The sequence below is a fragment of the Stenotrophomonas maltophilia group sp. LNF247 genome (assembly GCF_054083135.1).
This window is the reverse complement of record NZ_JBSRQL010000002.1, coordinates 166,595-186,756: the sequence shown is the minus strand read 5'-3', so window position 1 is coordinate 186,756 and position 20,162 is coordinate 166,595. Positions and strand designations below refer to the sequence as shown.

22 protein-coding genes are annotated in these 20,162 nt (G+C 67.5%); 15 read left to right on the top strand and 7 right to left on the bottom strand.

What is annotated here, in order from left to right; all coding sequences use genetic code 11:
• Positions 1 to 24: 24 nt before the first annotated feature.
• Positions 25 to 234, top strand: a complete 210-nt coding sequence (locus ACTXG9_RS02995; RefSeq protein ID WP_010483987.1) for a hypothetical protein — start codon at positions 25 to 27, stop codon at positions 232 to 234.
• Between the two features lie 55 nt (positions 235 to 289).
• On the opposite strand, the gene ACTXG9_RS02990 is transcribed toward ACTXG9_RS02995, so the two are convergent.
• A complete protein-coding gene (locus tag ACTXG9_RS02990) occupies positions 290 to 1,411 on the bottom strand; it encodes an HDOD domain-containing protein (RefSeq protein WP_111101876.1) in 1,122 nt (373 codons plus the stop codon).
• Positions 1,412 to 1,562: 151 nt separating this feature from the next.
• Positions 1,563 to 2,099: an inorganic diphosphatase gene (gene ppa, locus ACTXG9_RS02985; protein WP_005410935.1), complete on the bottom strand. Its 537-nt coding sequence runs from the start codon at positions 2,097 to 2,099 to the stop codon at positions 1,563 to 1,565.
• Positions 2,100 to 2,284: 185 nt separating this feature from the next.
• Here ppa and ACTXG9_RS02980 point away from each other — a divergent pair, with 185 nt between their 5' ends.
• From ACTXG9_RS02980 to ACTXG9_RS02965, 4 genes are all read left to right on the top strand, one after another.
• Positions 2,285 to 2,758 (top strand): hypothetical protein, encoded by a 474-nt coding sequence (locus ACTXG9_RS02980; protein WP_188250317.1) that lies wholly within the window; start codon positions 2,285 to 2,287, stop codon positions 2,756 to 2,758.
• Between the two features lie 72 nt (positions 2,759 to 2,830).
• Positions 2,831 to 3,331, top strand: a complete 501-nt coding sequence (locus tag ACTXG9_RS02975) for an RNA polymerase sigma factor (protein ID WP_019662030.1) — start codon at positions 2,831 to 2,833, stop codon at positions 3,329 to 3,331.
• Positions 3,332 to 3,435: 104 nt separating this feature from the next.
• A complete protein-coding gene (locus ACTXG9_RS02970; RefSeq protein ID WP_188250316.1) occupies positions 3,436 to 4,371 on the top strand; it encodes a FecR domain-containing protein in 936 nt (311 codons plus the stop codon).
• A gap of 228 nt (positions 4,372 to 4,599) precedes the next feature.
• Positions 4,600 to 7,518: a TonB-dependent receptor domain-containing protein gene (locus ACTXG9_RS02965; RefSeq protein ID WP_456115447.1), complete on the top strand. Its 2,919-nt coding sequence runs from the start codon at positions 4,600 to 4,602 to the stop codon at positions 7,516 to 7,518.
• 108 nt (positions 7,519 to 7,626) lie between these two features.
• On the opposite strand, the gene ACTXG9_RS02960 is transcribed toward ACTXG9_RS02965, so the two are convergent.
• Positions 7,627 to 7,884 carry a DUF2789 domain-containing protein gene (locus tag ACTXG9_RS02960; RefSeq protein WP_006390068.1) on the bottom strand — a complete coding sequence of 86 codons (258 nt, stop codon included), beginning with the start codon at positions 7,882 to 7,884 and terminating at the stop codon, positions 7,627 to 7,629.
• 106 nt (positions 7,885 to 7,990) lie between these two features.
• Here ACTXG9_RS02960 and ACTXG9_RS02955 point away from each other — a divergent pair, with 106 nt between their 5' ends.
• The 6 genes from ACTXG9_RS02955 to ACTXG9_RS02930 all read left to right on the top strand — a co-directional run bounded on the left by ACTXG9_RS02955 (position 7,991) and on the right by ACTXG9_RS02930 (position 11,366).
• Positions 7,991 to 8,578 carry a biliverdin-producing heme oxygenase gene (locus ACTXG9_RS02955; protein ID WP_188250314.1) on the top strand — a complete coding sequence of 196 codons (588 nt, stop codon included), beginning with the start codon at positions 7,991 to 7,993 and terminating at the stop codon, positions 8,576 to 8,578.
• Between the two features lie 31 nt (positions 8,579 to 8,609).
• On the top strand, positions 8,610 to 9,077 hold the full coding sequence (locus ACTXG9_RS02950; protein WP_021203620.1) for a YbaN family protein: 468 nt from the start codon (positions 8,610 to 8,612) through the stop codon (positions 9,075 to 9,077).
• Complete coding sequence (exbB, locus tag ACTXG9_RS02945) at positions 9,064 to 9,792, top strand: tonB-system energizer ExbB (protein WP_456115452.1); 729 nt, start codon at positions 9,064 to 9,066, stop codon at positions 9,790 to 9,792. The genes ACTXG9_RS02950 and exbB overlap by 14 nt, the downstream gene beginning before the upstream one ends.
• A 9-nt stretch (positions 9,793 to 9,801) precedes the next feature.
• A complete protein-coding gene (exbD, locus tag ACTXG9_RS02940) occupies positions 9,802 to 10,227 on the top strand; it encodes a TonB system transport protein ExbD (RefSeq protein ID WP_164144704.1) in 426 nt (141 codons plus the stop codon).
• A complete protein-coding gene (locus ACTXG9_RS02935; RefSeq protein ID WP_207048893.1) occupies positions 10,224 to 10,943 on the top strand; it encodes an energy transducer TonB in 720 nt (239 codons plus the stop codon). Before exbD ends, ACTXG9_RS02935 begins: the two co-directional genes overlap by 4 nt.
• A 117-nt stretch (positions 10,944 to 11,060) precedes the next feature.
• Positions 11,061 to 11,366 (top strand): hypothetical protein, encoded by a 306-nt coding sequence (locus ACTXG9_RS02930; protein WP_111101879.1) that lies wholly within the window; start codon positions 11,061 to 11,063, stop codon positions 11,364 to 11,366.
• A gap of 43 nt (positions 11,367 to 11,409) precedes the next feature.
• Here the strand turns inward: ACTXG9_RS02930 and ACTXG9_RS02925 are convergent, their stop codons facing one another.
• Complete coding sequence (locus ACTXG9_RS02925; RefSeq protein ID WP_019662021.1) at positions 11,410 to 13,437, bottom strand: sodium-translocating pyrophosphatase; 2,028 nt, start codon at positions 13,435 to 13,437, stop codon at positions 11,410 to 11,412.
• 360 nt (positions 13,438 to 13,797) lie between these two features.
• Between ACTXG9_RS02925 and ACTXG9_RS02920 the strand changes: the two genes are divergently transcribed.
• Positions 13,798 to 14,301: a hypothetical protein gene (locus ACTXG9_RS02920; RefSeq protein ID WP_207048894.1), complete on the top strand. Its 504-nt coding sequence runs from the start codon at positions 13,798 to 13,800 to the stop codon at positions 14,299 to 14,301.
• Between the two features lie 74 nt (positions 14,302 to 14,375).
• Here ACTXG9_RS02920 and ACTXG9_RS02915 read toward each other — a convergent pair whose 3' ends face one another.
• The 3 genes from ACTXG9_RS02915 to ACTXG9_RS02905 form a co-directional block, all read right to left on the bottom strand.
• A complete protein-coding gene (locus ACTXG9_RS02915; RefSeq protein ID WP_019662019.1) occupies positions 14,376 to 14,768 on the bottom strand; it encodes a DUF488 domain-containing protein in 393 nt (130 codons plus the stop codon).
• A 121-nt stretch (positions 14,769 to 14,889) separates the two neighbouring features.
• The gene (locus ACTXG9_RS02910) at positions 14,890 to 15,684 is read right to left on the bottom strand and encodes a hypothetical protein (RefSeq protein WP_019662018.1); all 795 of its coding nucleotides are present in this window, start codon (positions 15,682 to 15,684) and stop codon (positions 14,890 to 14,892) included.
• A 165-nt stretch (positions 15,685 to 15,849) separates the two neighbouring features.
• Positions 15,850 to 17,106: a 6-phosphofructokinase gene (locus ACTXG9_RS02905; RefSeq protein ID WP_456115446.1), complete on the bottom strand. Its 1,257-nt coding sequence runs from the start codon at positions 17,104 to 17,106 to the stop codon at positions 15,850 to 15,852.
• 136 nt (positions 17,107 to 17,242) lie between these two features.
• On the opposite strand from ACTXG9_RS02905, the gene ACTXG9_RS02900 reads away from it, so the two are divergent.
• From ACTXG9_RS02900 to ACTXG9_RS02890, 3 genes are all read left to right on the top strand, one after another.
• Positions 17,243 to 17,806 carry an adenylate kinase gene (locus ACTXG9_RS02900; RefSeq protein WP_019662016.1) on the top strand — a complete coding sequence of 188 codons (564 nt, stop codon included), beginning with the start codon at positions 17,243 to 17,245 and terminating at the stop codon, positions 17,804 to 17,806.
• Between the two features lie 331 nt (positions 17,807 to 18,137).
• The gene (gene mpl, locus ACTXG9_RS02895; RefSeq protein ID WP_049437195.1) at positions 18,138 to 19,502 is read left to right on the top strand and encodes a UDP-N-acetylmuramate:L-alanyl-gamma-D-glutamyl-meso-diaminopimelate ligase; all 1,365 of its coding nucleotides are present in this window, start codon (positions 18,138 to 18,140) and stop codon (positions 19,500 to 19,502) included.
• The gene (locus tag ACTXG9_RS02890; protein WP_021203629.1) at positions 19,499 to 20,077 is read left to right on the top strand and encodes an LON peptidase substrate-binding domain-containing protein; all 579 of its coding nucleotides are present in this window, start codon (positions 19,499 to 19,501) and stop codon (positions 20,075 to 20,077) included. The genes mpl and ACTXG9_RS02890 overlap by 4 nt, the downstream gene beginning before the upstream one ends.
• The last annotated feature ends 85 nt before the right edge of the window (positions 20,078 to 20,162 follow it).

Here is a 20,162-nt window from a genome sequence, read left to right as displayed (position 1 = left end):
GGACACTTGCACATGGAGAGAGCGATGAAGAGCACGCTGTTGCACAAACTGTCTGCTGCTGCACTGATCTATGCAACATTGGTGGGTGCGGTGTTTGCCCAGACCGGTGGCGTCTGTGGGGGCGGGCTGTACTGCGAGGAGCTGCGTCAGGAATGCCTGGCTGCAGGCAAGTCGAAGGTCCTGTGTGATCTGCAGTATCGCCACTGCGTGCAGGATGCCTGCGGCGCGCGCTGATGCAAAAAAGGCGCGCCTTTGGGCGCGCCTTCGAGGTTCTTCCTGCGTTGACAGCTCAGATCTCGCTGGGTACCAGTCCCATCAGGCTGTTGGCATGCTCCCGCCACTGCGGCAGCCTGTTGAGAACACCTGCGCGCTGCAGGTAGTCCTCGTCCACCGGATCACCATTGACCAGTGCCAGTGCCACGTGCACTGCGCCGGTCACCCAGAAGCTGCGTGTATTGGCACGCTGCGGCTGCAGATGGAACGCGACCGCTTCGATGATCGGCATCGGCAGGCCCCACAGGCCGAGCAGATAGGCACCGGCTTCGGCGTGGCCCGGGCGGGTGTCACCGGTCAGCGATGGTTCGCTGCGCTCGTTGCGCACGCCGGGCAGCAGCAGGCCGATGTCGGCCAGCAGTGCCGCGGTTGCGCCCAGCTCGGCACTGGATTCGGGCAGCAGGCGTGCGGCCAGGCGCGAGGCAAGCAGGGCGCGCTGCTGCAGTGAATTGCGCTCGGCCGTGGACAGTGTCGGTGCCGAGAACACCTCGCTGGCCAATACCAGATCGCGCAGCGTCGACAGGCCGAGGCGGGTCACGGCGGTGCGCAGGTCGGCGATGGTGCGGCCCTGGCTGAAGAACGCCGAGTTCGACAGCTGCAGCACCTTGGCCGCGATTGCCGGATCAGCGGCCACCAGCTTGGCGACGTCGGCGCTGTCGGCGTCGTCGTCATGTTCCAGTGCCTGGGTCAGGCTCAGGTACAGGTGCGGCGGCGAGGGCAGCTTCTCGATACGGCCGATGGCGTCGCGCAGGCGCGGGCTGTCCAGCACTTCACGCAGCTCTTCCAGGCTGGTCAGCGCTTCCAGCAACACTTCCGGTGCCAGCGGCAACGGCAGGAAGCGGTGGGCCACGCCGATCAGGCGTGCCGGCGGCGGCCGGTTGCCGTGCTGGGCGTCCACCAGCGCAATGCGGATGGTTTCCGGGCGCAAGGTCCGGATCTGGCCCAGCAGCGTGGTGGCATTGAGATCCGGCAGCTGCGGGCAGACGATCACTGCATCCACGCCCTGCGTGGCCACCGCGGTCATTGCGGACTGGCCATCGGTGGCGGTCAGCGGCTGCCAGTCTTCCCCAAGATCGGCAATGAATTCGGTCAGCTCGGCCGGCAGGCTGGCTGCATCCCCAACAAGCAGAATACGCACGACACATTCCCCTGGCTGTCTCGACGATGGATGTCGACGACGTGTGAAGTGACGCAATTTACCTAATACGGCGGCAAGAGTGATGTGCCGTCGTCATGAAACGTGACCCGCATCGCTCCGGCAGGGCATGCCGGAGCGATCCGGTTCAGGCTCAGGCCTTGCTGTCCAGATGGCGCTGGTGCGCCTCGATCAGGATCTGCTTGGCCTCAGCGGCGCCGCCCCAACCGTCCAGCTTGACCCACTTGCCCTTCTCCAGGTCCTTGTAGTGCTCGAAGAAGTGGCCGATGCGCTCCAGCCAGTGGCTGGACACCTGGGCGATGTCTTCCACGTGGGCGTAGCCACTGAAGATCTTCGACACCGGCACGGCCAGGATCTTCTCGTCGCTGCCCGCCTCATCGCTCATCTTCAGCACGCCGACCGGACGGCAGCGCACGACCGAACCCGGCACCAGCGGCAGCGGCAGCACCACCAGCACGTCGGCCGGATCGCCGTCGCCGCACAGGGTGCTCGGCACGTAGCCGTAGTTGCAGGGGTAGCGCATCGGGGTGGACAGGATGCGGTCGACGAAGATCGCGCCGGTTTCCTTGTCCACTTCGTACTTCACCGGCTCCGAGTCCTTCGGGATCTCGATGATGACGTTGATTTCTTCCGGCGGGTTCTTGCCGGGCGAGACGAGTTCCAGACCCATGGTCGTGCTCCAGGTGGGGGATATAGACGGATAGCCCCCCATTTTATGCCTTTGCCGGGCGCTGTGCAGGGGGAGGGGGCTGACGGCAGGGCGAGGAAGGCGCCGACCCGGCGGGCCGGGGTTGACCGATGGGTCCGGGTGGCGCGCGCGCGCAGGCTGGATGTACCTACCCGAGGAGTTCCCGCATGAAACCATCCGCCTTGTCACTCGGACTGTTCTGCACGCTGCTGATCGCGCCCGCCGCCCAGGCCTTTCCCTACGTGGACCTGATCGACTACCCGCACCAGGAAGCCAACTGGGACCGCTTCTTTGCCCTGGAAGGGCGTCTGCAGCACGGGTTCGACGCGATCTGCGGCGACACCTTCTGCGAGGGTGAGTACAGCGACATCCGGGCGCTGCGCCTGCGCTGTTCGGTGGACGCGGTGCGCGGCACGGTGCATGAGTGCCTGTGGGCATTTGCCGCCAGTGACCTGGCCGTGTCGCGGAACGACGGTGCGATCGTAGCCCGGCAACCGACCTGGTTGTGCCCGCTGCCGCTGGTGCCTGGCACCCCGGTGGAGGCCTTCCATGCAGCGCTGGCGGCCCGTAATCCGCTGCATGATCCGTTGCCCGGCACGTCGGAGAGCACCTATGACGGGCTGACCGGCTGCATCCACTGATGCGAACGTGACTGATTCTCATTAACGGAGTAGCATGCGCGGCGCCTTCCGTCTGTCGCCCCGGTTCCGCGCATGTCCTCCAATGCCGCCTCCCTTACCGAACTGCTGATCCGTGAGCGGCCGGCACTGTTGCGCCGGGTGCAGCGCATCCTCGGCGGCGACAATGGCGCCGAGGATGTGATCCAGGCGGTGTGGTTCAAGGCCCGTGGGGTCGACGACAGCCAGGCCATCGACAACCCGCGGGCCTATCTGTACCGGCTGGCCGCCAACCTGGCCACCGACCACGGCCGCGAATCGACCCGGCGCAACCGCCTGCTGGCCGACCACTACCTGTGGGGGCCGGACGAGGTCATCTCGACCGAGGAACAGGCCATGGCACAGGACGAGCTGCAGCGGGTGCTTGATGCGGCGGGGCACTTGCCGGAGCCGACCCGCACCATCTTCCGGCTCAACCGCCTGCAGGGCCTGACCCAGGCCGGGATCGCCCGCCGCCTCGGGGTGTCGGTGACCACCGTCGAGAACCATGTACGCACGGCGCTGCAGCGGCTGGCGTGGGCACGCAGCGGCCGATGATCGCCCCGGCTTGGGGCTGGCCCTCGCTGAAACGTCTTGATCACTGGACCGTGGATGCGGTCTAGTTCCTCCGCCCGCGCTTGAATGCGCCTGTCCGCCAGCCGATGAGCCCGCCGAACACGCTGCCCGCCGCCAATGACGATGCCCTGGCCGAACAGGCCCGGGGCTGGATCGCGTGGCTGGCCTCGGGTGACATCGGCGAGGGGCGCATGCGCGAGTTCGAGCGCTGGCTGGCACAACCCGGGCACCGCTGTGCCTTCGAACACGAGCGCGCGCTGTGGCGCAGTGTCGGGCCGCGCCCGCAGGTCCAGCCCGCCGAACGCCCGCGGCCGCATCGAATGCGCTGGGCGATGGCCGCTGCAGCCGCGCTGGCGATGCTGGTGGCATGGCCGGAGGCCTGGTTGCGGCTGCAGGCCGACCATCGCAGCACGCACGTCGCGCAGAACGTGCAATTGCCCGATGGCAGCCGCGCAGTGCTGGATGCGGACAGTGCGATTGCCGTGCGCTTCAATGCACATGCACGCGAGATCGAGCTGCTGCGTGGGCGTGCCTGGTTCGAGGTCAGCCCGGATGCGCAGCGACGTTTCAGCGTGCGTGCGGGCAACGGCGTGATCGAGGACATCTCGACCGCGTTCACCGTCGCGCGCGGCGATGACCAGGTTGAAACCCAGGTCGGGCAGGGCAGGGTGCGCGTGGCCAGCCCGGCCGACGGTGGCTGGACTTATCTGCAGGTGGGCCAGCGTGCGGTCTATGGCGAGCACAGCGGCGTGACGCGCCTGCGGGATGTGGCTGCCGACAGCGTCGGCGCGTGGCGGCAAGGCGAGCTGCTGCTGGAGCAGGCCAGCGTCGCCGACGCCGTGCAATGGGTGGGGCGTTATCGCGCCGGCCCGACCTTCGTGCGCGGCGATCTGTCGCGACTACCCGCAGTGAGTGCCGCATTGCGCATCGATCGCCCGGAGCAGGCGCTGGATGCACTGGCCGCAACAGCAGGTCTGCAGGTCACCCGCCTGCCGCTCGGCGTCGCCATCATTCACCAGTAGATCCACGCCATGCGTGGATGAAGGTCCCAGTGTGCCGACCAACGGTCGGCACCCACCACGATCACCGGCCGGTCGGCACCTGCCGCGACCGCAAATCGCTCTTGGGGTTGCCGCGCGCCCAACCGTCTTACCCCGCGAACGTACCCGCCGCCGCCACGTACGTCGCCGTGTCCGCCTGTGTTGCGGATGACGCCGCGCCTGCGGCACCGATTACCTGACAGGTTCCCCATGTTCGACTCCCACCGCCCGGGCCGCGCGCTGCGCCCGTCCCGCCTGTGCATCGCCCTGCTGGCCGCCGGCCTGGCCAGCGCCGCACCGTCCGTGCTGGCACAGGGCGCCACCGGCAACCACGCTGCCGTGCAGCGCTTCGACATTCCAGCGCAGCCGATGGATGAAGCGCTGCGCAGCTATATGCGCCAGTCCGGCGTGCAGGTCGTGTATCCGGCCACCCTGGCCCGGGGCGTAACCTCGCGTGCGGTCAATGGCAGCCTGCCGGCCAACGAGGCGCTGCAGCAGCTGTTGCAGGGCAGTGGCCTGGCGGTGCGCCGCGTCAGCGCAGATGCAGTCACTCTGGAAGCGGCGACGCCGGTGCAGGCCGACAGCGGTGTGATCGTCACCGACACGCTCAGCGTGGCCGGCGACCGCGTCGACAGTGGCGCGACCAGCGACGAGGCGCGCCTGCTCGACAGCTATCGCAGTGTGGGCTCCACCACCACGCTCAGCCGCACGCACCTGGAACGTTTCCGCGGCACTTCCAACGGCGACATCGTCAAGGGCGTGGCCGGTGTCACCGCCGGTGACCCGCGCGTGGGCAATGGGTTCGACGTCAACATCCGTGGTATCCAGGGCCAGGGCCGCGTGCCGGTGATCATCGATGGCGGCCAGTCCAGCATGGATACCTACCGCGGCTATGCCGGCCAGTCACAGCGCACCTACCTCGACCCGGACCTGATCTCCAGCCTGACCATCACCAAGGGCCCGAGCCTGCAGGCCAACGCCTCCGGTGGCATCGGTGGCGTGGTCGAGATGGAGACGCTGAAGATCGGTGACGTGCTGCGCGAGGGGCGCGACTTCGGCGTACGCATGCGTGGCGGCCTGGCCAACGCCAGCGCCAACAACCTGCCGTCCTACAGCGCCGCGCCGCGTTCCGACCGCAGCGCCACCGGCAGCCAGTTCTTCAACGTGGCCGCAGCCGGTCACTGGGACCGCTTCGATCTGGTGGCCGCCCATGCTTACCGCGACAACGGCAACTATTTCTCCGGCAAGCACGGCTACGATGATTTCCCGCAGACCCGTCGCACGCTGGCGCCGCTGAACCCGCCGCACACCGAGGTCTTCAATACCTCGGCGCGCTCGAAGTCGGCGCTGCTCAAGGGCACCTGGCGCATCGACGATGCACAGACGCTGGAGGCCGGCTACCGCCGCTATGAAGGCACTGCTGGCGAGATCATGGCCTCGCAGATCATCCGCGTGGATCGTGACCGCATTCCACAGTGGGATCCGGGCCATGTCGACATGGACAGCTACAGCCTGCGCTACCGCTTCAATCCGGACAGCGAGCTGATCGATCTACGCGTCAATGCCGCATACACCGACACCGACAGCGTGATGTACAACAGCCTGACCGGCATCACCCCTTGGTACTTCGATCGCCGCACCGAGTGGTACGACGCGCCCAGCTTCAGCGGCGACCCCGGCTACAAGGATGCCTACCGCAATCCGCTGCGGCAGAAGCGCTTCGGACTGGATGCCAGCAACACCTCGATGTTCGATACCCGCGCCGGTGCGTTCACCCTCGACTACGGCCTGTCCTACAGTGACGAAGACATCGCACCGGGCAGCTCGGGCCCGGTCATGCACGATGACCTGGTCAACAACCGTTTCCTGCGCAATGCCGAGCGCAAGGAATACAGTGCCGTGGCCTCGCTGAAGTGGCAGCCCGATGAGCACTGGGAACTGCTGGCCGGCGGCCGCTGGAACCGCGTGGACGTGCACGACCGCAACCGCCTGGCCACGCCCGATGCCTATGAGGTGCAGGGCCAGTACCGCTACACCGAACTGCTCAATGGCAACCCGGCGCTGCCGTCGTGGCGGGCCAAGCGCATCGCGCTGCTGAACTGGTATCCGGATGCCAACGGCAACTTCACCCAGGAATCGCTGCTGGCCTCACCGTACAAGAAGGGCACGGTGGCCGACATCGGTGGCTGGAACTTCTACGACGCCGGCAAGGCGCAGGACCTGGAAGTGCCGGTCAGCTGGACGTGGTCGCAGCCGATCCGCCGCCGTGACACCGCGTTCTCGCCGACCGCCAGCGTGGCCTACCGCTTCAGCGAAGACACCATGGTCTACGTGAAGTACGCCGAAGGCACCAAGCTGCCGAGCCTGTTCGAGACCACGCTGGGCCTGTTCACCGCCGCCAAGCCGGTGGGCGAGCTGAAGCCGGAGCGTGCGCGCAGCTGGGAAATCGGTGCCAGCACCCTCCGCTACGACCTGTTCACCGCTGGCGACCGCCTGGCGCTGAAGCTGGCGTACTTCGATACCCGCATCGACGACCTGATCACCCGTGACTACCGCACGCTGTCGGCGGGCCTGATCCGCAACGTCGACCAGTTCAAGGTCTCGGGCATGGAGTTCCAGTCCAGCTATGACAGCGGCAAGGTGTTTGCCGATCTTTCCGCGCACTATTACTTCAAGGCCAAGACCTGCGCGCCGGACATCGCCGCAGAGCGCCGCGCCTATGGTGCACAGCGCAAGAACGATGAACTGGCCAACACGCCCGACTGCGTGGACGGCGGCTTCGAGGGCTCGTACACCAATACCCAGAACCCGCCGCGCTACATGGTCAACCTGACCCTGGGCTCGCGCCTGTTCGAGGAGCGCCTGACCTTCGGCACCCGCGTGGTCCACAACGCCGGGCCGATCAGCAAGCTGGACAAGGACTGGAACGTAGGCCTGTCGGCGATCCAGCAGCTGTACCGGCCAACCACGCTGGTGGACCTGTTCGCCAGCTGGAGCTTCAACGACCAGCTCTCGGTGGAAGCCGGCGTGGACAACCTGACCGATCGTTACTACCTGGACCCGCTGGCGTTGGGCGTGATGCCGGCGCCGGGCCGCACTGCGCGGCTGGCGCTGACCTGGAAGTACTGATCGGTCGCGTATGAGCGGTGGGGTCGGACCGCCCTCGGTGGGTGCGGACCTTGGTCCGCACCGCTTCCGCCGTGCAATCGCCAGCGCCCCGCCACGCCCGGCGTCTACTTACAGCCCGGTCGCGGCCTTCACCGCATCTTCGTGCAGGGACTCGTTCAGCTCGTCCACCACGGTGGTCCATGCCGCATCGGCCTGCAGCGACTCGGACAGGAACTGGCGCTGCGCATCGTTCCAGTACGGCGCCTCGACCACTTCCACATCGGTGGCCAGCTGGTGCTCGCGGATGAAGCGGGCGATGCCCTCGGCGCTGGCGTCCAGGCCCAGCTGCAGGAACAGGTTGGTCATGCGCGGTTCGGTGGTGATCATCGTCGGTTCCTGCGGTAAGAAGGGATGCGCCATTATCGGCGCACATAGCCTTGGGGAAAGCCCCGTGGCAAACGTCTACAGCAGGACGACCCCCTTGGCATCCCCCATGAACGCACACATCGCCCCTGAAGAAAGCCGCAGCCTGCGGCTCAAGTCCGCCACCCGCGACAGCCACGGTGCCCTGGACAAGCGCATCATGGCCGGCGACATCTTCGCCGACCGCAGCAATTTCGCCCGTTTCCTGCGCGTGCAGTATCGCTTCCACCGCAGCATCGATGCGCTGTATGCCAACCCTGCGCTGGACGCACTGCTGCCGGACCTGGGCGAGCGCCGCCGCCTGACCCAGGTCGCGCGCGACCTGCAGGACCTGGAGCAGACCCTGCCGGGGGCTGACATCGCGGCGTTGCCGTCCGATCTGGAACTGCCCGCCGCGTTGGGGTGGCTGTACGTGGCTGAAGGCTCCAACCTGGGCGGCACCATTCTGTACAAGATGGCCGCCAGGCTCGGCCTGGACCGTGATTTTGGCGCCCGCCACCTGGCCGCGCATCCGGATGGCGCGGCGCGCCACTGGCGTGAGTTCACCGCTGCGCTGGACGCGGTACCGCTGAGTGTCGAGCAGGAGCAGCAGGTGATCGATGCCGCCGACGCCGCGTTCCGCAGCGTGCACGGCCACGTCGAAGTGGAATTCGCCTGATGCGCGGCGCGCGCCCACAGGTGCAGCGCTGATGCGCTGGCTCTGGTTCGCGCTGGGCTGGCTGATGGTCGGGCTCGGGGTGATCGGCGCGTTGCTGCCGGTGATGCCGACCACCATCTTCCTGATCCTGGCCGTGGGCTGCTTCGCGCGCAGCTCGCCGAAGTTCGAGCAGCGCCTGTTGGCGCATCCGCGCTACGGCCCGTCGCTGCGGTTGTGGCGCGAGCAGGGCGCGGTATCGCGCAAGGGCAAGGCGTTTGCCAGTGCCGGCATGGCGCTGGGCTTTGCCCTGTTCTGCTGGGGCGCGCATCCGTCCTGGCGCCTGCTGTTGGGCGTGGGCCTGTTCTTCGCGGTCAGCGCCGGCTACGTGCTGAGCCGACCGGCCCCCCGGCTGGAGCCCCATCCGGTCGTGGAAGTGGACGACGCCAATGATCCGCGCGCGGCCCGTAGTCGCGCAGCGACCCCTGATGCTGATGGAAGCCGAGATGATGCTGCCTGCTGACCTGGCCCCCGTGGCCGCCCCCGCATTGACCCCGTGGGGCATGTACCTGGCCGCCGACGTGGTGGTGAAGGCCGTGATGATCGCGCTGGCACTGGCGTCGCTGTCCACCTGGACCGTGCTGTTGGCCAAGGGCTGGGAGCTGACCCGTCAGGCCCGGCAGCTGCGCGCGGCGCGCGCGCTGTTGCTGCAGTCCGCACAGCTGCCGCCGCAGAGCGGAGAGGCAAGTCTGCAGCAGGGCACCGCACTCGCCATGCTGGACGCCGCTCGTACCGAACTGCGCCTGTCGCAGGATCTGGAAGGGCGCGACGGCACCAAGGAACGCATCGCCTCGCGCCTGGACCGTATCGAGCTGGAGACCGCGCGCGTGCAGCGGCGCGGCATCGGTGTGCTCGCCAGCATCGGCGCGGTGGCGCCCTTCGTCGGCCTGTTCGGCACGGTGTGGGGCATCATGAACAGCTTCATCGGCATCGCCCACAGCAACACCACCCACCTGGCGGTGGTTGCGCCCGGCATCGCCGAGGCCTTGCTGGCGACCGCACTCGGCCTGGTCGCGGCGATTCCCGCGGTACTGGTCTACAACCATTTCAGCCGCGTGTTGGCCGGCCTGCGGGGCCTGCTCGGCGATCTGTCGGCGGCCGTGCAGCAGCTGGTTTCGCGCGATCTTGATCGTGCCGTGCCGCGTGCCGCAGCGGCACCGCTGCACGCGGTGCACTGAGGCGCGACGATGGCGATCAGGACCGCGTCCGACCGCGACGACACGCCGGAAGAATCGCACGAGATCAACGTCACGCCCTTCATCGATGTGATGCTGGTGCTGTTGATCATCTTCATGGTGGCGGCACCGCTGGCCACCGTGTCGGTACCGGTGCAGCTGCCGGCCAGCAGTGTCAGTGCCACGCCGCCGGAACAGGCGCCGGTGTATGTGACCGTGCAGGCCGATCTGTCGCTGCGCGTGGGCGAGCAGGCGGTGGCACGCGACGGGCTGGCCGCTGCGCTGCAGGTAGCCACCCACGGTGACACCTCGCAACGCCTGTTCCTGCGTGCCGATACCCGCGTGCCCTACGGCGAACTGATGGCAACGCTGGATGCGCTGCGTGCTGCGGGCTACCTGAAGGTGGCACTGGTTGGACTGGAGCAGGGCGCGCGATGAGCGGACTGCGGCGCTGGGCGACCAGCCTGGCGATCGTGCTGCTGGTGCATGCGTTGCTGGTCAGCGTGGCCTGCTGGTGGGCGGCGCGCGCACCGGCGGTGGCCGCCGCAGCGCCGCCCGCTGCATTGATGCTGGAGCTGGCGCCGATGGCACAGGCGCCTCCGGTGCCGCCGCGCGAGGTTGCCACTGGGCCGCTGCAACAGCAACAGCAGCGGCAGGCGCCGAAGCCGGTGCTGCGTGAGCAACCGAAGGCGCCGATGCAGCCGCAGGGTGATTTGCCACCGCTGCGTACGCCGGAGCCGATGCCCGCGCCGGAAACCGCCGAGACCAATGTCGCGCAGACCAGCGCACCGCCGCAGGTGGCAGCCGATGTGGCCGCACGCTACACCGCACCGCAGACCACCGCCGGCGAGCGCAGTCGCGCCGAGGCGACCTGGGAAGGACGCCTGCTCGCGCACCTGCAGAAGCACCGGCGCTATCCACGCCAGGCCGAGCGGCTGCGCCAGCAGGGCGTGGTCTACGTGCGCTTTGCCGTGGCCCGCGACGGTGTGGTTTCGGCGGTGGTGCTGGGCCGCAGCAGCGGCTTCGCGTTGCTCGACCAGGAGACGCTGGACACCGTGCAGCGGGCCAGCCCGGTCCCCGCGCCGCCGGCCGAGGTGCCTGGCGGCCCGGTGCAGGTGATGGTGCCGGTGTCATTCTTCCTGCGCGGGCGCTGACCGCCATCGGGGTCGGATCCCTTTCCGCAGGACAGGGCTCTGACCCGAGCCGGAATTCAAGGCAGCGCGCAGGCGTTATGCTCGCGCACGACCGTCAATGGACGCGCGGAGGTTGGCATGACGACACGGACGTTACGGGTGCTGGCCTGGTGCAGCGTGTTGCTGGCTGCATGCGTGGCCGTGCTTTCGCTGGCACCGTTCACGCCGGCGATCATCTTCGCCTGGCCCTTGCTGGTGTTCGCCGCCTTCTGCATCTGGCGTGGCGCGTGGCTGCCCGGCGCACTGTGTGCGTGGCTGGCTTCGCTCGCTTTCATCGGCAGCCCGCTCAGCCTCTTCGATGGCTGGGACCGGCCGATCCATGCCTGCTGGATGATCGTCGTGGTGCTGCTTGTCATCCGATGGATGAGGCGGTCGCGGCCGTAGCGTCGAGCCTGCTCGACGCTACGGGTTCATGCATGGCGTGGATCTACAACAGAGGCACCAGCAGCAGCGCCACGATGTTGATGATCTTGATCAGCGGATTGATCGCCGGGCCAGCGGTGTCCTTGTACGGGTCACCGACGGTATCGCCGGTCACCGCAGCCTTGTGCGCTTCGCTGCCCTTGCCGCCGAAGTGGCCATCCTCGATGTACTTCTTGGCGTTGTCCCAGGCGCCGCCGCCGGTGGTCATTGAAATGGCCACGAACAGGCCGGTTACGATCGTGCCGATGAGTAGACCGCCGAGTGCGCGCGGCCCCAGCAGCAGGCCGACCACCACCGGCACCACCACCGGCAGCAGCGAGGGCACGATCATTTCGCGGATCGCCGAGCGGGTCAGCATGTCCACCGCCTTGTCGTACTGCGGCTTGCCGGTGCCCTGCATGATGCCGGGGATCTCGCGGAACTGGCGCCGCACCTCTTCCACCACTGCCCCCGCCGCGCGGCCGACCGCTTCCATCGCCATCGCACCGAACAGGTAGGGAATCAGGCCCCCGATCAGCAGGCCGATGATCACCGTGTGGTCGCTGAGGTCGAAGCGGAATTCCTGGCCGGGGTTGGCGGCCTGCAGGTTGTGGGTGTAGTCGGCGAACAGCACCAGTGCGGCCAGTGCAGCCGAGCCGATCGCATAGCCCTTGGTCACTGCCTTGGTGGTATTGCCCACCGCATCCAGTGGATCGGTGATGTCGCGGATCTCCGAGGGCAGCTCGGCCATTTCGGCGATGCCGCCGGCGTTGTCGGTGATCGGTCCGTAGGCATCGAGCGCGACGATCATGCCAGCCATCGACAGCATCGCGGTGGCGGCGATGGCGATGCCATACAGGCCACCCAGCGCGAACGCACCCCAGATCGCAGCACACACCGCCACCACCGGCAGTGCAGTGGACTTCATCGAGATGCCGAGGCCGGCGATGATGTTGGTGCCGTGCCCGGTGGTCGAGGCCTGCGCCACGTGTTGCACCGGCTTGTACTGGGTGCCGGTGTAGTACTCGGTGATCCACACGATCAGCCCGGTCAGGACCAGGCCGATCAACGCGCAGCCGTACAGTGGCATCGGTCCATGTACGTTGTCACTCATCAGCCCGGTGGTGATCGGGTAGAACGCGATCGCGGCCAGCACGCCGGAGACGATCACGCCCTTGTACAGCGCGCCCATGATCGAGCCGCCAGGCTTCACCTTGACGAACAGCGCACCGATGATCGAGGCGATGATCGACACACCGCCCAGCACCAGCGGATACAGCACGGCATTGGCGCCCGCCTCGGCCAGCATCAGGCTGCCCAGCAGCATCGTTGCGATGACGGTGACCGCATAGGTCTCGAACAGGTCGGCGGCCATGCCGGCGCAGTCGCCGACGTTGTCACCGACGTTGTCGGCGATCACCGCCGGGTTGCGCGGGTCATCCTCGGGAATGCCGGCTTCCACCTTGCCGACCAGATCGGCGCCGACGTCGGCGCCCTTGGTGAAGATGCCGCCGCCCAGACGCGCGAAGATCGAGATCAGCGACGAACCGAACGCCAGACCGACCAGCGCGTGCAGCGCCTGTTCCATCGGCAGGCCCATCCGCAGCAGCAGTGCGTAATAGCCGGCCACACCCAGCAGGCCCAGGCCGACCACCAGCATGCCGGTGATCGCACCGCCGCGGAAGGCGACGTCCATCGCCGCACTGATGCCATGGCGCGCCGCCTCCGCGGTGCGCACGTTGGCGCGCACCGACACGTTCATGCCGATGTAGCCGGCGGCGCCGGACAGCACCGCGCCGACCGCGAATCCAATCGCGGTATACCAGCTGAGGAACACCCCGACCAGCACGAACAGCACCACGCCGGCGATGCCGATGGTCAGGTACTGGCGGTTGAGGTAGGCACGCGCACCTTCCTGGATCGCGGTGGCGATCGCGACCATGCGCTCATTGCCGGTGGGTTGGCGCAGGATCCAGCGCGCCGAGACGATTCCGAACAGGATCGCGAGAATGGCGCAGCCCAGCGCCAATGAAAGCCCGTGACGTTCCAGCATTAGACCCCTCCGCAGAATGGATGTAGGCATCCAGTGGCGATGAACGGCACCACGAGGGGGACGACGGGCTGCAGCCTGGAACCAACCCGTACCGACCTTGGCGGTCGTCCGACGTATGGCGGTGTTCAGCATTCCCTGGTGCCCGCAGTATGCGTGCCGCCACTTGTAGAGTCGAGCCATGCTCGACTGGCCTCTACGAGCCGCACCTCGTGATCCTGTGGGCGCCCTCAAGACGGAACGCATCGCCATGCGCGCGGGCCCTGCCGCCGGGCCATGGGCACGATTCGAGAGCCATCAGGCCTTTGCGCCCCGTTAAGCCAGTCTCTGCAAGCCTGCGCACAGTCCCGTAGGAGATCCCACATGCGCCTGTCCCTGTTGATGCTTGCCGCCCTGGTCCCGTCCGTGCCGGCATTCGCCGCGGAAACCCCGGAACTGCAGCGTGCCGTGGGCGTGCCCCAGGCGGTGGGTGCGGTGCATACATTGCGCCAGATCCCCGAGGCCTGCGCGCGCCTGGAAGGTGCCTTCACCGGCCAGGCGGCCGAGCCGTATCGCTTTGCGCCGGTGCGGACCAGCGAGCAGTGCCAGCCGCGCGCGCGCTTCGTCGACTACACCAAGGCACAGCCAAGTGCCGACAAGGGCTGGAAGCTCAATGATGTGATCCGCGTGCCCAGCGCAGCATGCCCGGCACAGCAGGCGGTGGTGCGCGTGTGGCGACTGCCGTCGAGCAACAAGGTCGAGCTGGACGGTCAAGGCCAGTCGCGCATCTATCTGGAAGAGGCCAAGAAGCAGGCCGCGGCCGGCCAGATTCCGCAGGTGACCATGTTCGCCGCGCAGCTGCAGATGGAAGGCAAGGCCTGTAATTGATACAGGTGGGTGCCGACCGTTGGTCGGCACCGATGCCGCATCCACGCATGGCGTGGATCTACTGCGGCGCGCCATCATTCTCCGGCCAGCTTCGCTCCCCGCGCTACCAGCAACTCGCGCAATGCCTTGCGGTGGCAGTGCGCCTCATCCTCGCAGTAGCACCCCACGCTGAGGTCGCTGTGCTGCGACATCGCAGCCAGCAGGTCCAGCGCGTGGGCCGCATCCGGGGACTTCATCTCAGCCTTGTAGTGGCGGAAGAACGCGTTCCAGTCGGCGGCCGTTTTCGCCTCGTGCGCCTGCTTCACCAGTGCCGCGCTGGGTGACAGGGTCGGGAACCAGACGTCGTACCAGTCCTGCCGGGCGAACTCGCTGCGCGGCACGCCGCGCGGCGGGCGCCGCACGGTACCGATACGCAGCCCCTCGCCGGGTTGGCGTGGCGTTCCCAGTCGAACAACACGCAAGGCCATGATGATCTCCAGGCGGGGCGTCCATCATCCTGCGATGCTCGTGCGCCAGGCGTGAACCGCTGTGGAAAGGAAAATGCCCGGGCGCCTGCGCACCCGGGCATTTTCCCCATGCCTGCAGCAATCAGTTGCCGCGGCAGTCCTTCAGCCACAACACACGTCCCACCTGGTCATAGCTGTCGACCACGCCGGTCAGCGTCACTTTCTCGCGCGGGCGCAGGGCCAGCGCATACGCGGCCTGGTTGGCTGCGAACGAGCAGGAAATGGCCACGCGCTCAAAGTCGATGCTGCCATCGCTGGGCAGGTCGAAGCTGGTGTTGTAGGTGCCGCCACTGCGCAGCACGGTGGTGATGCGACCGGTGATGGCGTAGGTCTTGCCCTTGTAGCGCGGCTCGATCGCGGCCGGGTTGTCCTTGTTCTGGTTGCGCAGCTGGAAGCCAAAGCGGTCGGCGGCGATCGTTACCACCGACGCCTGCGGAGTGGCCTTGGCCGCCTGTTCGCCAGCCTTGCCCGGCTTGACCTGGTTGAGCAGCTTGCACATTTCTTCGCGCACGCCATCGGCCGAGGCAATGGCGCCCTTGTTGACCTTCACCACCATGCCGACGGTACCCTGGCCGCCTTCGGAGGTGGCACTGATGATCATCGGGATCGGCTTGTGGGCCAACGATTCCGGCTCTTCGATCAGCATCGAGCCGCCTTCCACGTCCTCGCTGAGGACGTCCATGTTGGCGTTCTTGGCGATCACCCGCATCTGGCCGATGGCACTGGCCACGGTCAGGTCCGGATGGGTGACCGATGAAGTGAAGGTCGTGCCGACGAAGGGGTTGCCCTTCTTCTGGAAGTTGCTTTCGCAGGTCGCAGCGAAGGCGGGTGCGGCGGCACCGCACAGCAGCGCGGCGATCAGGATCGGGTGCTTCATGGTTACAGTCCTTGTGGAATGGCAGCACAGGCCCGGGCCTTGAAGGCCGGGCAGCGTCGAATCTGGCTTGCAGCGGCCCCTTTGCCCCGGGCCGGAGCCCGATTGTGGGGCGCTTCGCCGGCCGCCGCAATGCGCCCTGTGCTCCGCACAGGACGCAGGCACACTTCAGCCCTCGAAGGCCGGCAGCTTCTGCTTCACCGCCACGTTCTTCAGGGTGACGTACTTCGGCAGGCCATCGGCGCCATAGGGAAGCGGTGCCTCGCCCTTGATCAGCGGCGACAGGTAGGCGCGTGCCTTGGCGGTGATGCCGAAGCCATCGCGGCGGATGAAACCGGCCGGCATCTTCTTCTCGTGGTTGGCGATCTTCGACAACGGCGCGGCTTCGATCTTCCAGCGATACGGTGCATCGCTGCTGCGCACGATCACCGGCATCACGCCGTTCTGGCCCTTCAACGCCAGCTGCACGGCGGCCTTGCCGACTGCCTGCGCCTGCTCCCAGTCGGTCTTGCTGGCCAGGTGGCGGGCCGAGCGCTGCAGGTAGTCGGGCAGGGCCCAATGCACCTTCAGGCCCAGCTGGTCCTTGACCTGTGCGGCCAGGTGGGCAGCCACGCCGCCCAGCTGCGAGTGACCGAACGAGTCCTTGCCGCCGCCAGCATCGGCGACGAAGCGGCCATCGGCGGTGGCGATGCCTTCCGACGCCACCACCACGCAGTAGCCGACCCGCTCGACCACGGCCTTCACCTTGGTCAGGAACGCGGCCTCGTCGTAGGCGCGCTCGGGCAGCAGGATGATGTGCGGCGCTTCGTCATCACCGTTGCCAGCCAGGCCGGCGGCCGCGGCCAACCAGCCGGCGTGGCGGCCCATCGCTTCGTAGATGAACACGCGGGTGGAGGTCTCGGCCATCGCCGCGACGTCCAGCGCCGCCTCGCGCACCGAGACGGCGGTGTACTTGGCCGCCGAGCCGAAGCCGGGGCAGGTGTCGGTCACCGCCAGATCGTTGTCGATGGTCTTGGGCACGCCGATGCAGGTCAGGTCGTAGCCGGAGGCCTTGGCCAGCTGCGAAACCTTCAGCGCGGTGTCGGCCGAGTCGTTGCCACCGTTGTAGAGGAACCAGCGCACGTCATGCGCGCGCAGCACCTCAAGCAGCCGGTCGTAGCGGGCGCGGTCGGCGTCCAGCGATTTCAGCTTCACCCGGCACGAGCCGAAGGCGCCACCCGGGGTATGGGCCAGGGCGCGGATCGCGGCGGCGCTCTCCTTGCTGGTGTCGATCAGCTCCTCGCGCAGCGCGCCGAGGATGCCGTTGCGGGCGGCCAGGACCTTGATGCCCTTGGCCCGGGCCTGCTCGATCACCGCCGCCGCCGTGGCGTTGATGACCGCGGTGACACCGCCGGACTGGGCGTAGAGGAGAGTACCGTTGCGCATGCTTCTACCTGCTCGGGGGAGGGGACATTGCAGGGACATTACCCGGATGCGGTAAAGTGGCGCTATTGCGGTGCAGCGATACCGGCCCGTCCGGGACGCGAACCTTCTTTGTTTTCAACACGTTGGAGTCAGGTCAATGCGATTGGTTCTGTTGGGACCGCCCGGTTCGGGCAAGGGGACACAGGCGACGCGCCTGAAGGAAAAGCTGGGGATCGCCCACATTTCGACCGGTGACATGCTGCGCGCGGAAATCGCCGCGGGCACGGAACTGGGCAAGCAGGCCAAGACGGTGATGGATGCCGGCAACCTGGTGTCGGACGACATCCTGCTGGGCATGCTGGAGTCGCGCCTGACCCAGGCCGATGTCGCCAAGGGCTTCATCCTCGATGGCTACCCGCGCAACGTGGCCCAGGCCAATGCGATGGACGGCCTGCTGGCCAAGATCGGCCAGCCGCTGGACGCGGTGGTGCAGCTGGACGTGCCCACCGAACTGCTGGTGGACCGCATCGCCGGCCGCGCCAAGGAGCAGGGCCGCGCCGATGACAACCCGGAAGCGGTGCGCCAGCGCCTGCAGGTCTACAACGAGCAGACCGCCCCGGTGGTGGACTTCTACGCTGGCCGCGGCACCCTGGCCCGGGTTGACGGCGTCGGTGAGCTGGACGAGATCGAAGCCCGCATCCTGGCGGCGATCAACGCCTGACCCGGCGGGGCCGGCGTGCTGCCGGCCGCACGGGCGCAGAAAAAAACACAGGCCTGGTCCGTGAGGATCAGGCCTGTGTCGTTTGATAGGCGCCAGCAGAGGGCTTGCTCAGGGCCCCGCAGCATGAGCTCCCTTGGGGATGGCCTCTTGGGGAGTAGGACCGGTTCGGGTACTGCGGCTGGCAGTTCGAATTGTGTCCGGGTTCACAGAACATCGCTATCGGGATTTCCCTGACAGATGATTGGAGTTTCCTCACATCCTGTGTAGGACTTGTCTTACCCAAGAGCGGACATTGGCCCTATACAGCCGTCATCGGTCACAATCCTCGGTCATGAGCAGCGTACATATCCTTGCAATTGCCGGCACCTTCATGGGCGGCGTGGCCGCCCTGGCGCGGGAACTGGGCCATACGGTCAGCGGCAGTGACCAGGCCATCTATCCGCCGATGTCCACCCAGCTCGAGCAGCTGGGTATCACCCTGGACCAGGGCTACCGCGCCGACAGCGTGCCACCGGGCACCGACGAGGTGGTGATCGGCAACGCACTCTCGCGCGGCAATGCCGCCGTTGAGGCCGTGCTCGACGCCGGCCAGCGCTATATCTCCGGTGCGCAGTGGCTGTCCGAGCAGGTGCTGCCGGGCCGCGACACGCTGGCCGTGGCCGGTACCCATGGCAAGACCACCACCACCACCATCCTCACCTGGCTGCTGGAAAGCGCCGGTCGTTCTCCCGGTTTCCTGATCGGCGGCGTCGCCGAGGATTTCGGCGTCTCCGCCCGCCTGGGCCAGGGCCGCGAGTTCGTGGTCGAGGCCGACGAGTACGACACCGCCTTCTTCGACAAGCGCAGCAAGTTCGTGCACTACCGGCCGCTGGTGGCCATCCTCAACAACCTCGAATACGACCACGCCGACATCTTCCCGGACGTGGCCGCGATCCAGCGCCAGTTCCATCACCTGGTGCGCACGGTGCCGGCGCGTGGCCGACTGATCGTCAATGGCGAGGATCAGCATCTGGCCGAAGTGCTGGCGATGGGCTGCTGGACCCCGGTTGAGCGCTTCGGCTTCGATCCATCGCTGGAGTGGCATGCGGAACTGCTGGCTGCCGATGGCAGCGCGTTCCGCGTGCACCACCGCGGGCAGGCACTGGGTGATGTGCAGTGGTCGTTGCTGGGCCGCCACAACGTGCTCAACGGCCTGGCGGCGCTGGCAGCCGCACATGCGGTGGGTGTTGCGCCGGCCGAGGTGATCCCGGCGCTGGCGCGCTTCCGCAGCGTCAAGCGCCGCATGGAAGTGATCGGCAGCCACGAGGGCATCACCGTCTATGACGATTTCGCCCACCACCCGACCGCAATCGCCACCACGCTGGAAGGGCTGCGCGCCAAGGTGGGCGATGCGCGCATCGTGGTCGCGATGGAGCCGCGCAGCAATTCGATGCGGCTGGGCGCACACGCGCAGGCGCTGGCCCCCTCGCTGGCGCTGGCCGATGAAGTGGTGTTCCTGCATCGCCCGGAACTGGCCTGGGATGCTGCTGCGGTGATCGCCGCAGTGCGTGGCGAAGCGCACGCGGTGCCCGATACCGACGCGCTGCTGGCGCAATTGCAGGCCAGCGCGCGCAGGGGTGACCACGTGGTGTTCATGTCCAACGGTGGCTTCGACGGCGCACCGCGCCGCTTCCTTGCCGCGCTGCAGGCCCGATGAGCGTCGACGGTTCGCTGCCGCTGTTTCCGCTGCACACCACGCTGGTGCCAGGTGCGGCGGTGGGCCTGCGCGTGTTCGAACGGCGCTACCTGGATCTGGTGCGCGACAGCGGCCGCAGTGGTGAGGGCTTTGGTGTCTGCCTGATCCTCGACGGCCAGGAAGTGGGAGCCCCGGCAACGCCGGCCGCGTATGGCGTGCAGGTACGCATCGAAGACTTCGATGTCGGCGCCGACGGCGTGCTGCAGTTGCGTCTGCGCGGCACCCGCCGTTTCCATGTCGAGCGCACGCGCGTGCGTGACAACGGGCTGGTGGTAGCCGACGTGCGCTGGTGCGATGAAGACCCAGACGACGAACTGCGGCCGCAGCATGCGCTGCTGGCCACGGTGCTGGGGCACATCATCGAACAGGCCGGCGAGGCCTATGCGCCGGCCAACCCAGCGCTGCTGGACCAGGCCAGCTGGGTCGGCTGGCGGCTGGCCGAGCTGCTGCCGCTGAGCGAGCAGCAGCGGTTGCAGCTGCTGCAGTTGGACGACCCGCACCAGCGTTTGCAGCAGTTGCTGGGCTGGATGCCGTAACAGCCTGCCCCGGGTGGTGTGCGCCCTGGTGCACACGCTGGGGTATGCGGGGAATGCCATCCACGCATGGCGTGGATCTACTGTA

Excerpts from the sequence above, each read along its gene's own strand:
- ACTXG9_RS02995 (WP_010483987.1), top strand. The coding sequence starts at position 25 with ATGAAGAGCACGCTGTTGCACAAACTGTCTGCTGCTGCACTGATCTAT.
- ppa (WP_005410935.1), bottom strand. The coding sequence starts at position 2,099 with ATGGGTCTGGAACTCGTCTCGCCCGGCAAGAACCCGCCGGAAGAAATC.
- ACTXG9_RS02980 (WP_188250317.1), top strand. The coding sequence starts at position 2,285 with ATGAAACCATCCGCCTTGTCACTCGGACTGTTCTGCACGCTGCTGATC.
- ACTXG9_RS02975 (WP_019662030.1), top strand. The coding sequence starts at position 2,831 with ATGTCCTCCAATGCCGCCTCCCTTACCGAACTGCTGATCCGTGAGCGG.
- ACTXG9_RS02970 (WP_188250316.1), top strand. The coding sequence starts at position 3,436 with ATGAGCCCGCCGAACACGCTGCCCGCCGCCAATGACGATGCCCTGGCC.
- ACTXG9_RS02965 (WP_456115447.1), top strand. The coding sequence starts at position 4,600 with ATGTTCGACTCCCACCGCCCGGGCCGCGCGCTGCGCCCGTCCCGCCTG.
- ACTXG9_RS02960 (WP_006390068.1), bottom strand. The coding sequence starts at position 7,884 with ATGATCACCACCGAACCGCGCATGACCAACCTGTTCCTGCAGCTGGGC.
- ACTXG9_RS02955 (WP_188250314.1), top strand. The coding sequence starts at position 7,991 with ATGAACGCACACATCGCCCCTGAAGAAAGCCGCAGCCTGCGGCTCAAG.
- ACTXG9_RS02950 (WP_021203620.1), top strand. The coding sequence starts at position 8,610 with ATGCGCTGGCTCTGGTTCGCGCTGGGCTGGCTGATGGTCGGGCTCGGG.
- exbB (WP_456115452.1), top strand. The coding sequence starts at position 9,064 with ATGCTGCCTGCTGACCTGGCCCCCGTGGCCGCCCCCGCATTGACCCCG.
- exbD (WP_164144704.1), top strand. The coding sequence starts at position 9,802 with ATGGCGATCAGGACCGCGTCCGACCGCGACGACACGCCGGAAGAATCG.
- ACTXG9_RS02935 (WP_207048893.1), top strand. The coding sequence starts at position 10,224 with ATGAGCGGACTGCGGCGCTGGGCGACCAGCCTGGCGATCGTGCTGCTG.
- ACTXG9_RS02930 (WP_111101879.1), top strand. The coding sequence starts at position 11,061 with ATGACGACACGGACGTTACGGGTGCTGGCCTGGTGCAGCGTGTTGCTG.
- ACTXG9_RS02925 (WP_019662021.1), bottom strand. The coding sequence starts at position 13,437 with ATGCTGGAACGTCACGGGCTTTCATTGGCGCTGGGCTGCGCCATTCTC.
- ACTXG9_RS02920 (WP_207048894.1), top strand. The coding sequence starts at position 13,798 with ATGCGCCTGTCCCTGTTGATGCTTGCCGCCCTGGTCCCGTCCGTGCCG.
- ACTXG9_RS02915 (WP_019662019.1), bottom strand. The coding sequence starts at position 14,768 with ATGGCCTTGCGTGTTGTTCGACTGGGAACGCCACGCCAACCCGGCGAG.
- ACTXG9_RS02910 (WP_019662018.1), bottom strand. The coding sequence starts at position 15,684 with ATGAAGCACCCGATCCTGATCGCCGCGCTGCTGTGCGGTGCCGCCGCA.
- ACTXG9_RS02905 (WP_456115446.1), bottom strand. The coding sequence starts at position 17,106 with ATGCGCAACGGTACTCTCCTCTACGCCCAGTCCGGCGGTGTCACCGCG.
- ACTXG9_RS02900 (WP_019662016.1), top strand. The coding sequence starts at position 17,243 with ATGCGATTGGTTCTGTTGGGACCGCCCGGTTCGGGCAAGGGGACACAG.
- mpl (WP_049437195.1), top strand. The coding sequence starts at position 18,138 with ATGAGCAGCGTACATATCCTTGCAATTGCCGGCACCTTCATGGGCGGC.
- ACTXG9_RS02890 (WP_021203629.1), top strand. The coding sequence starts at position 19,499 with ATGAGCGTCGACGGTTCGCTGCCGCTGTTTCCGCTGCACACCACGCTG.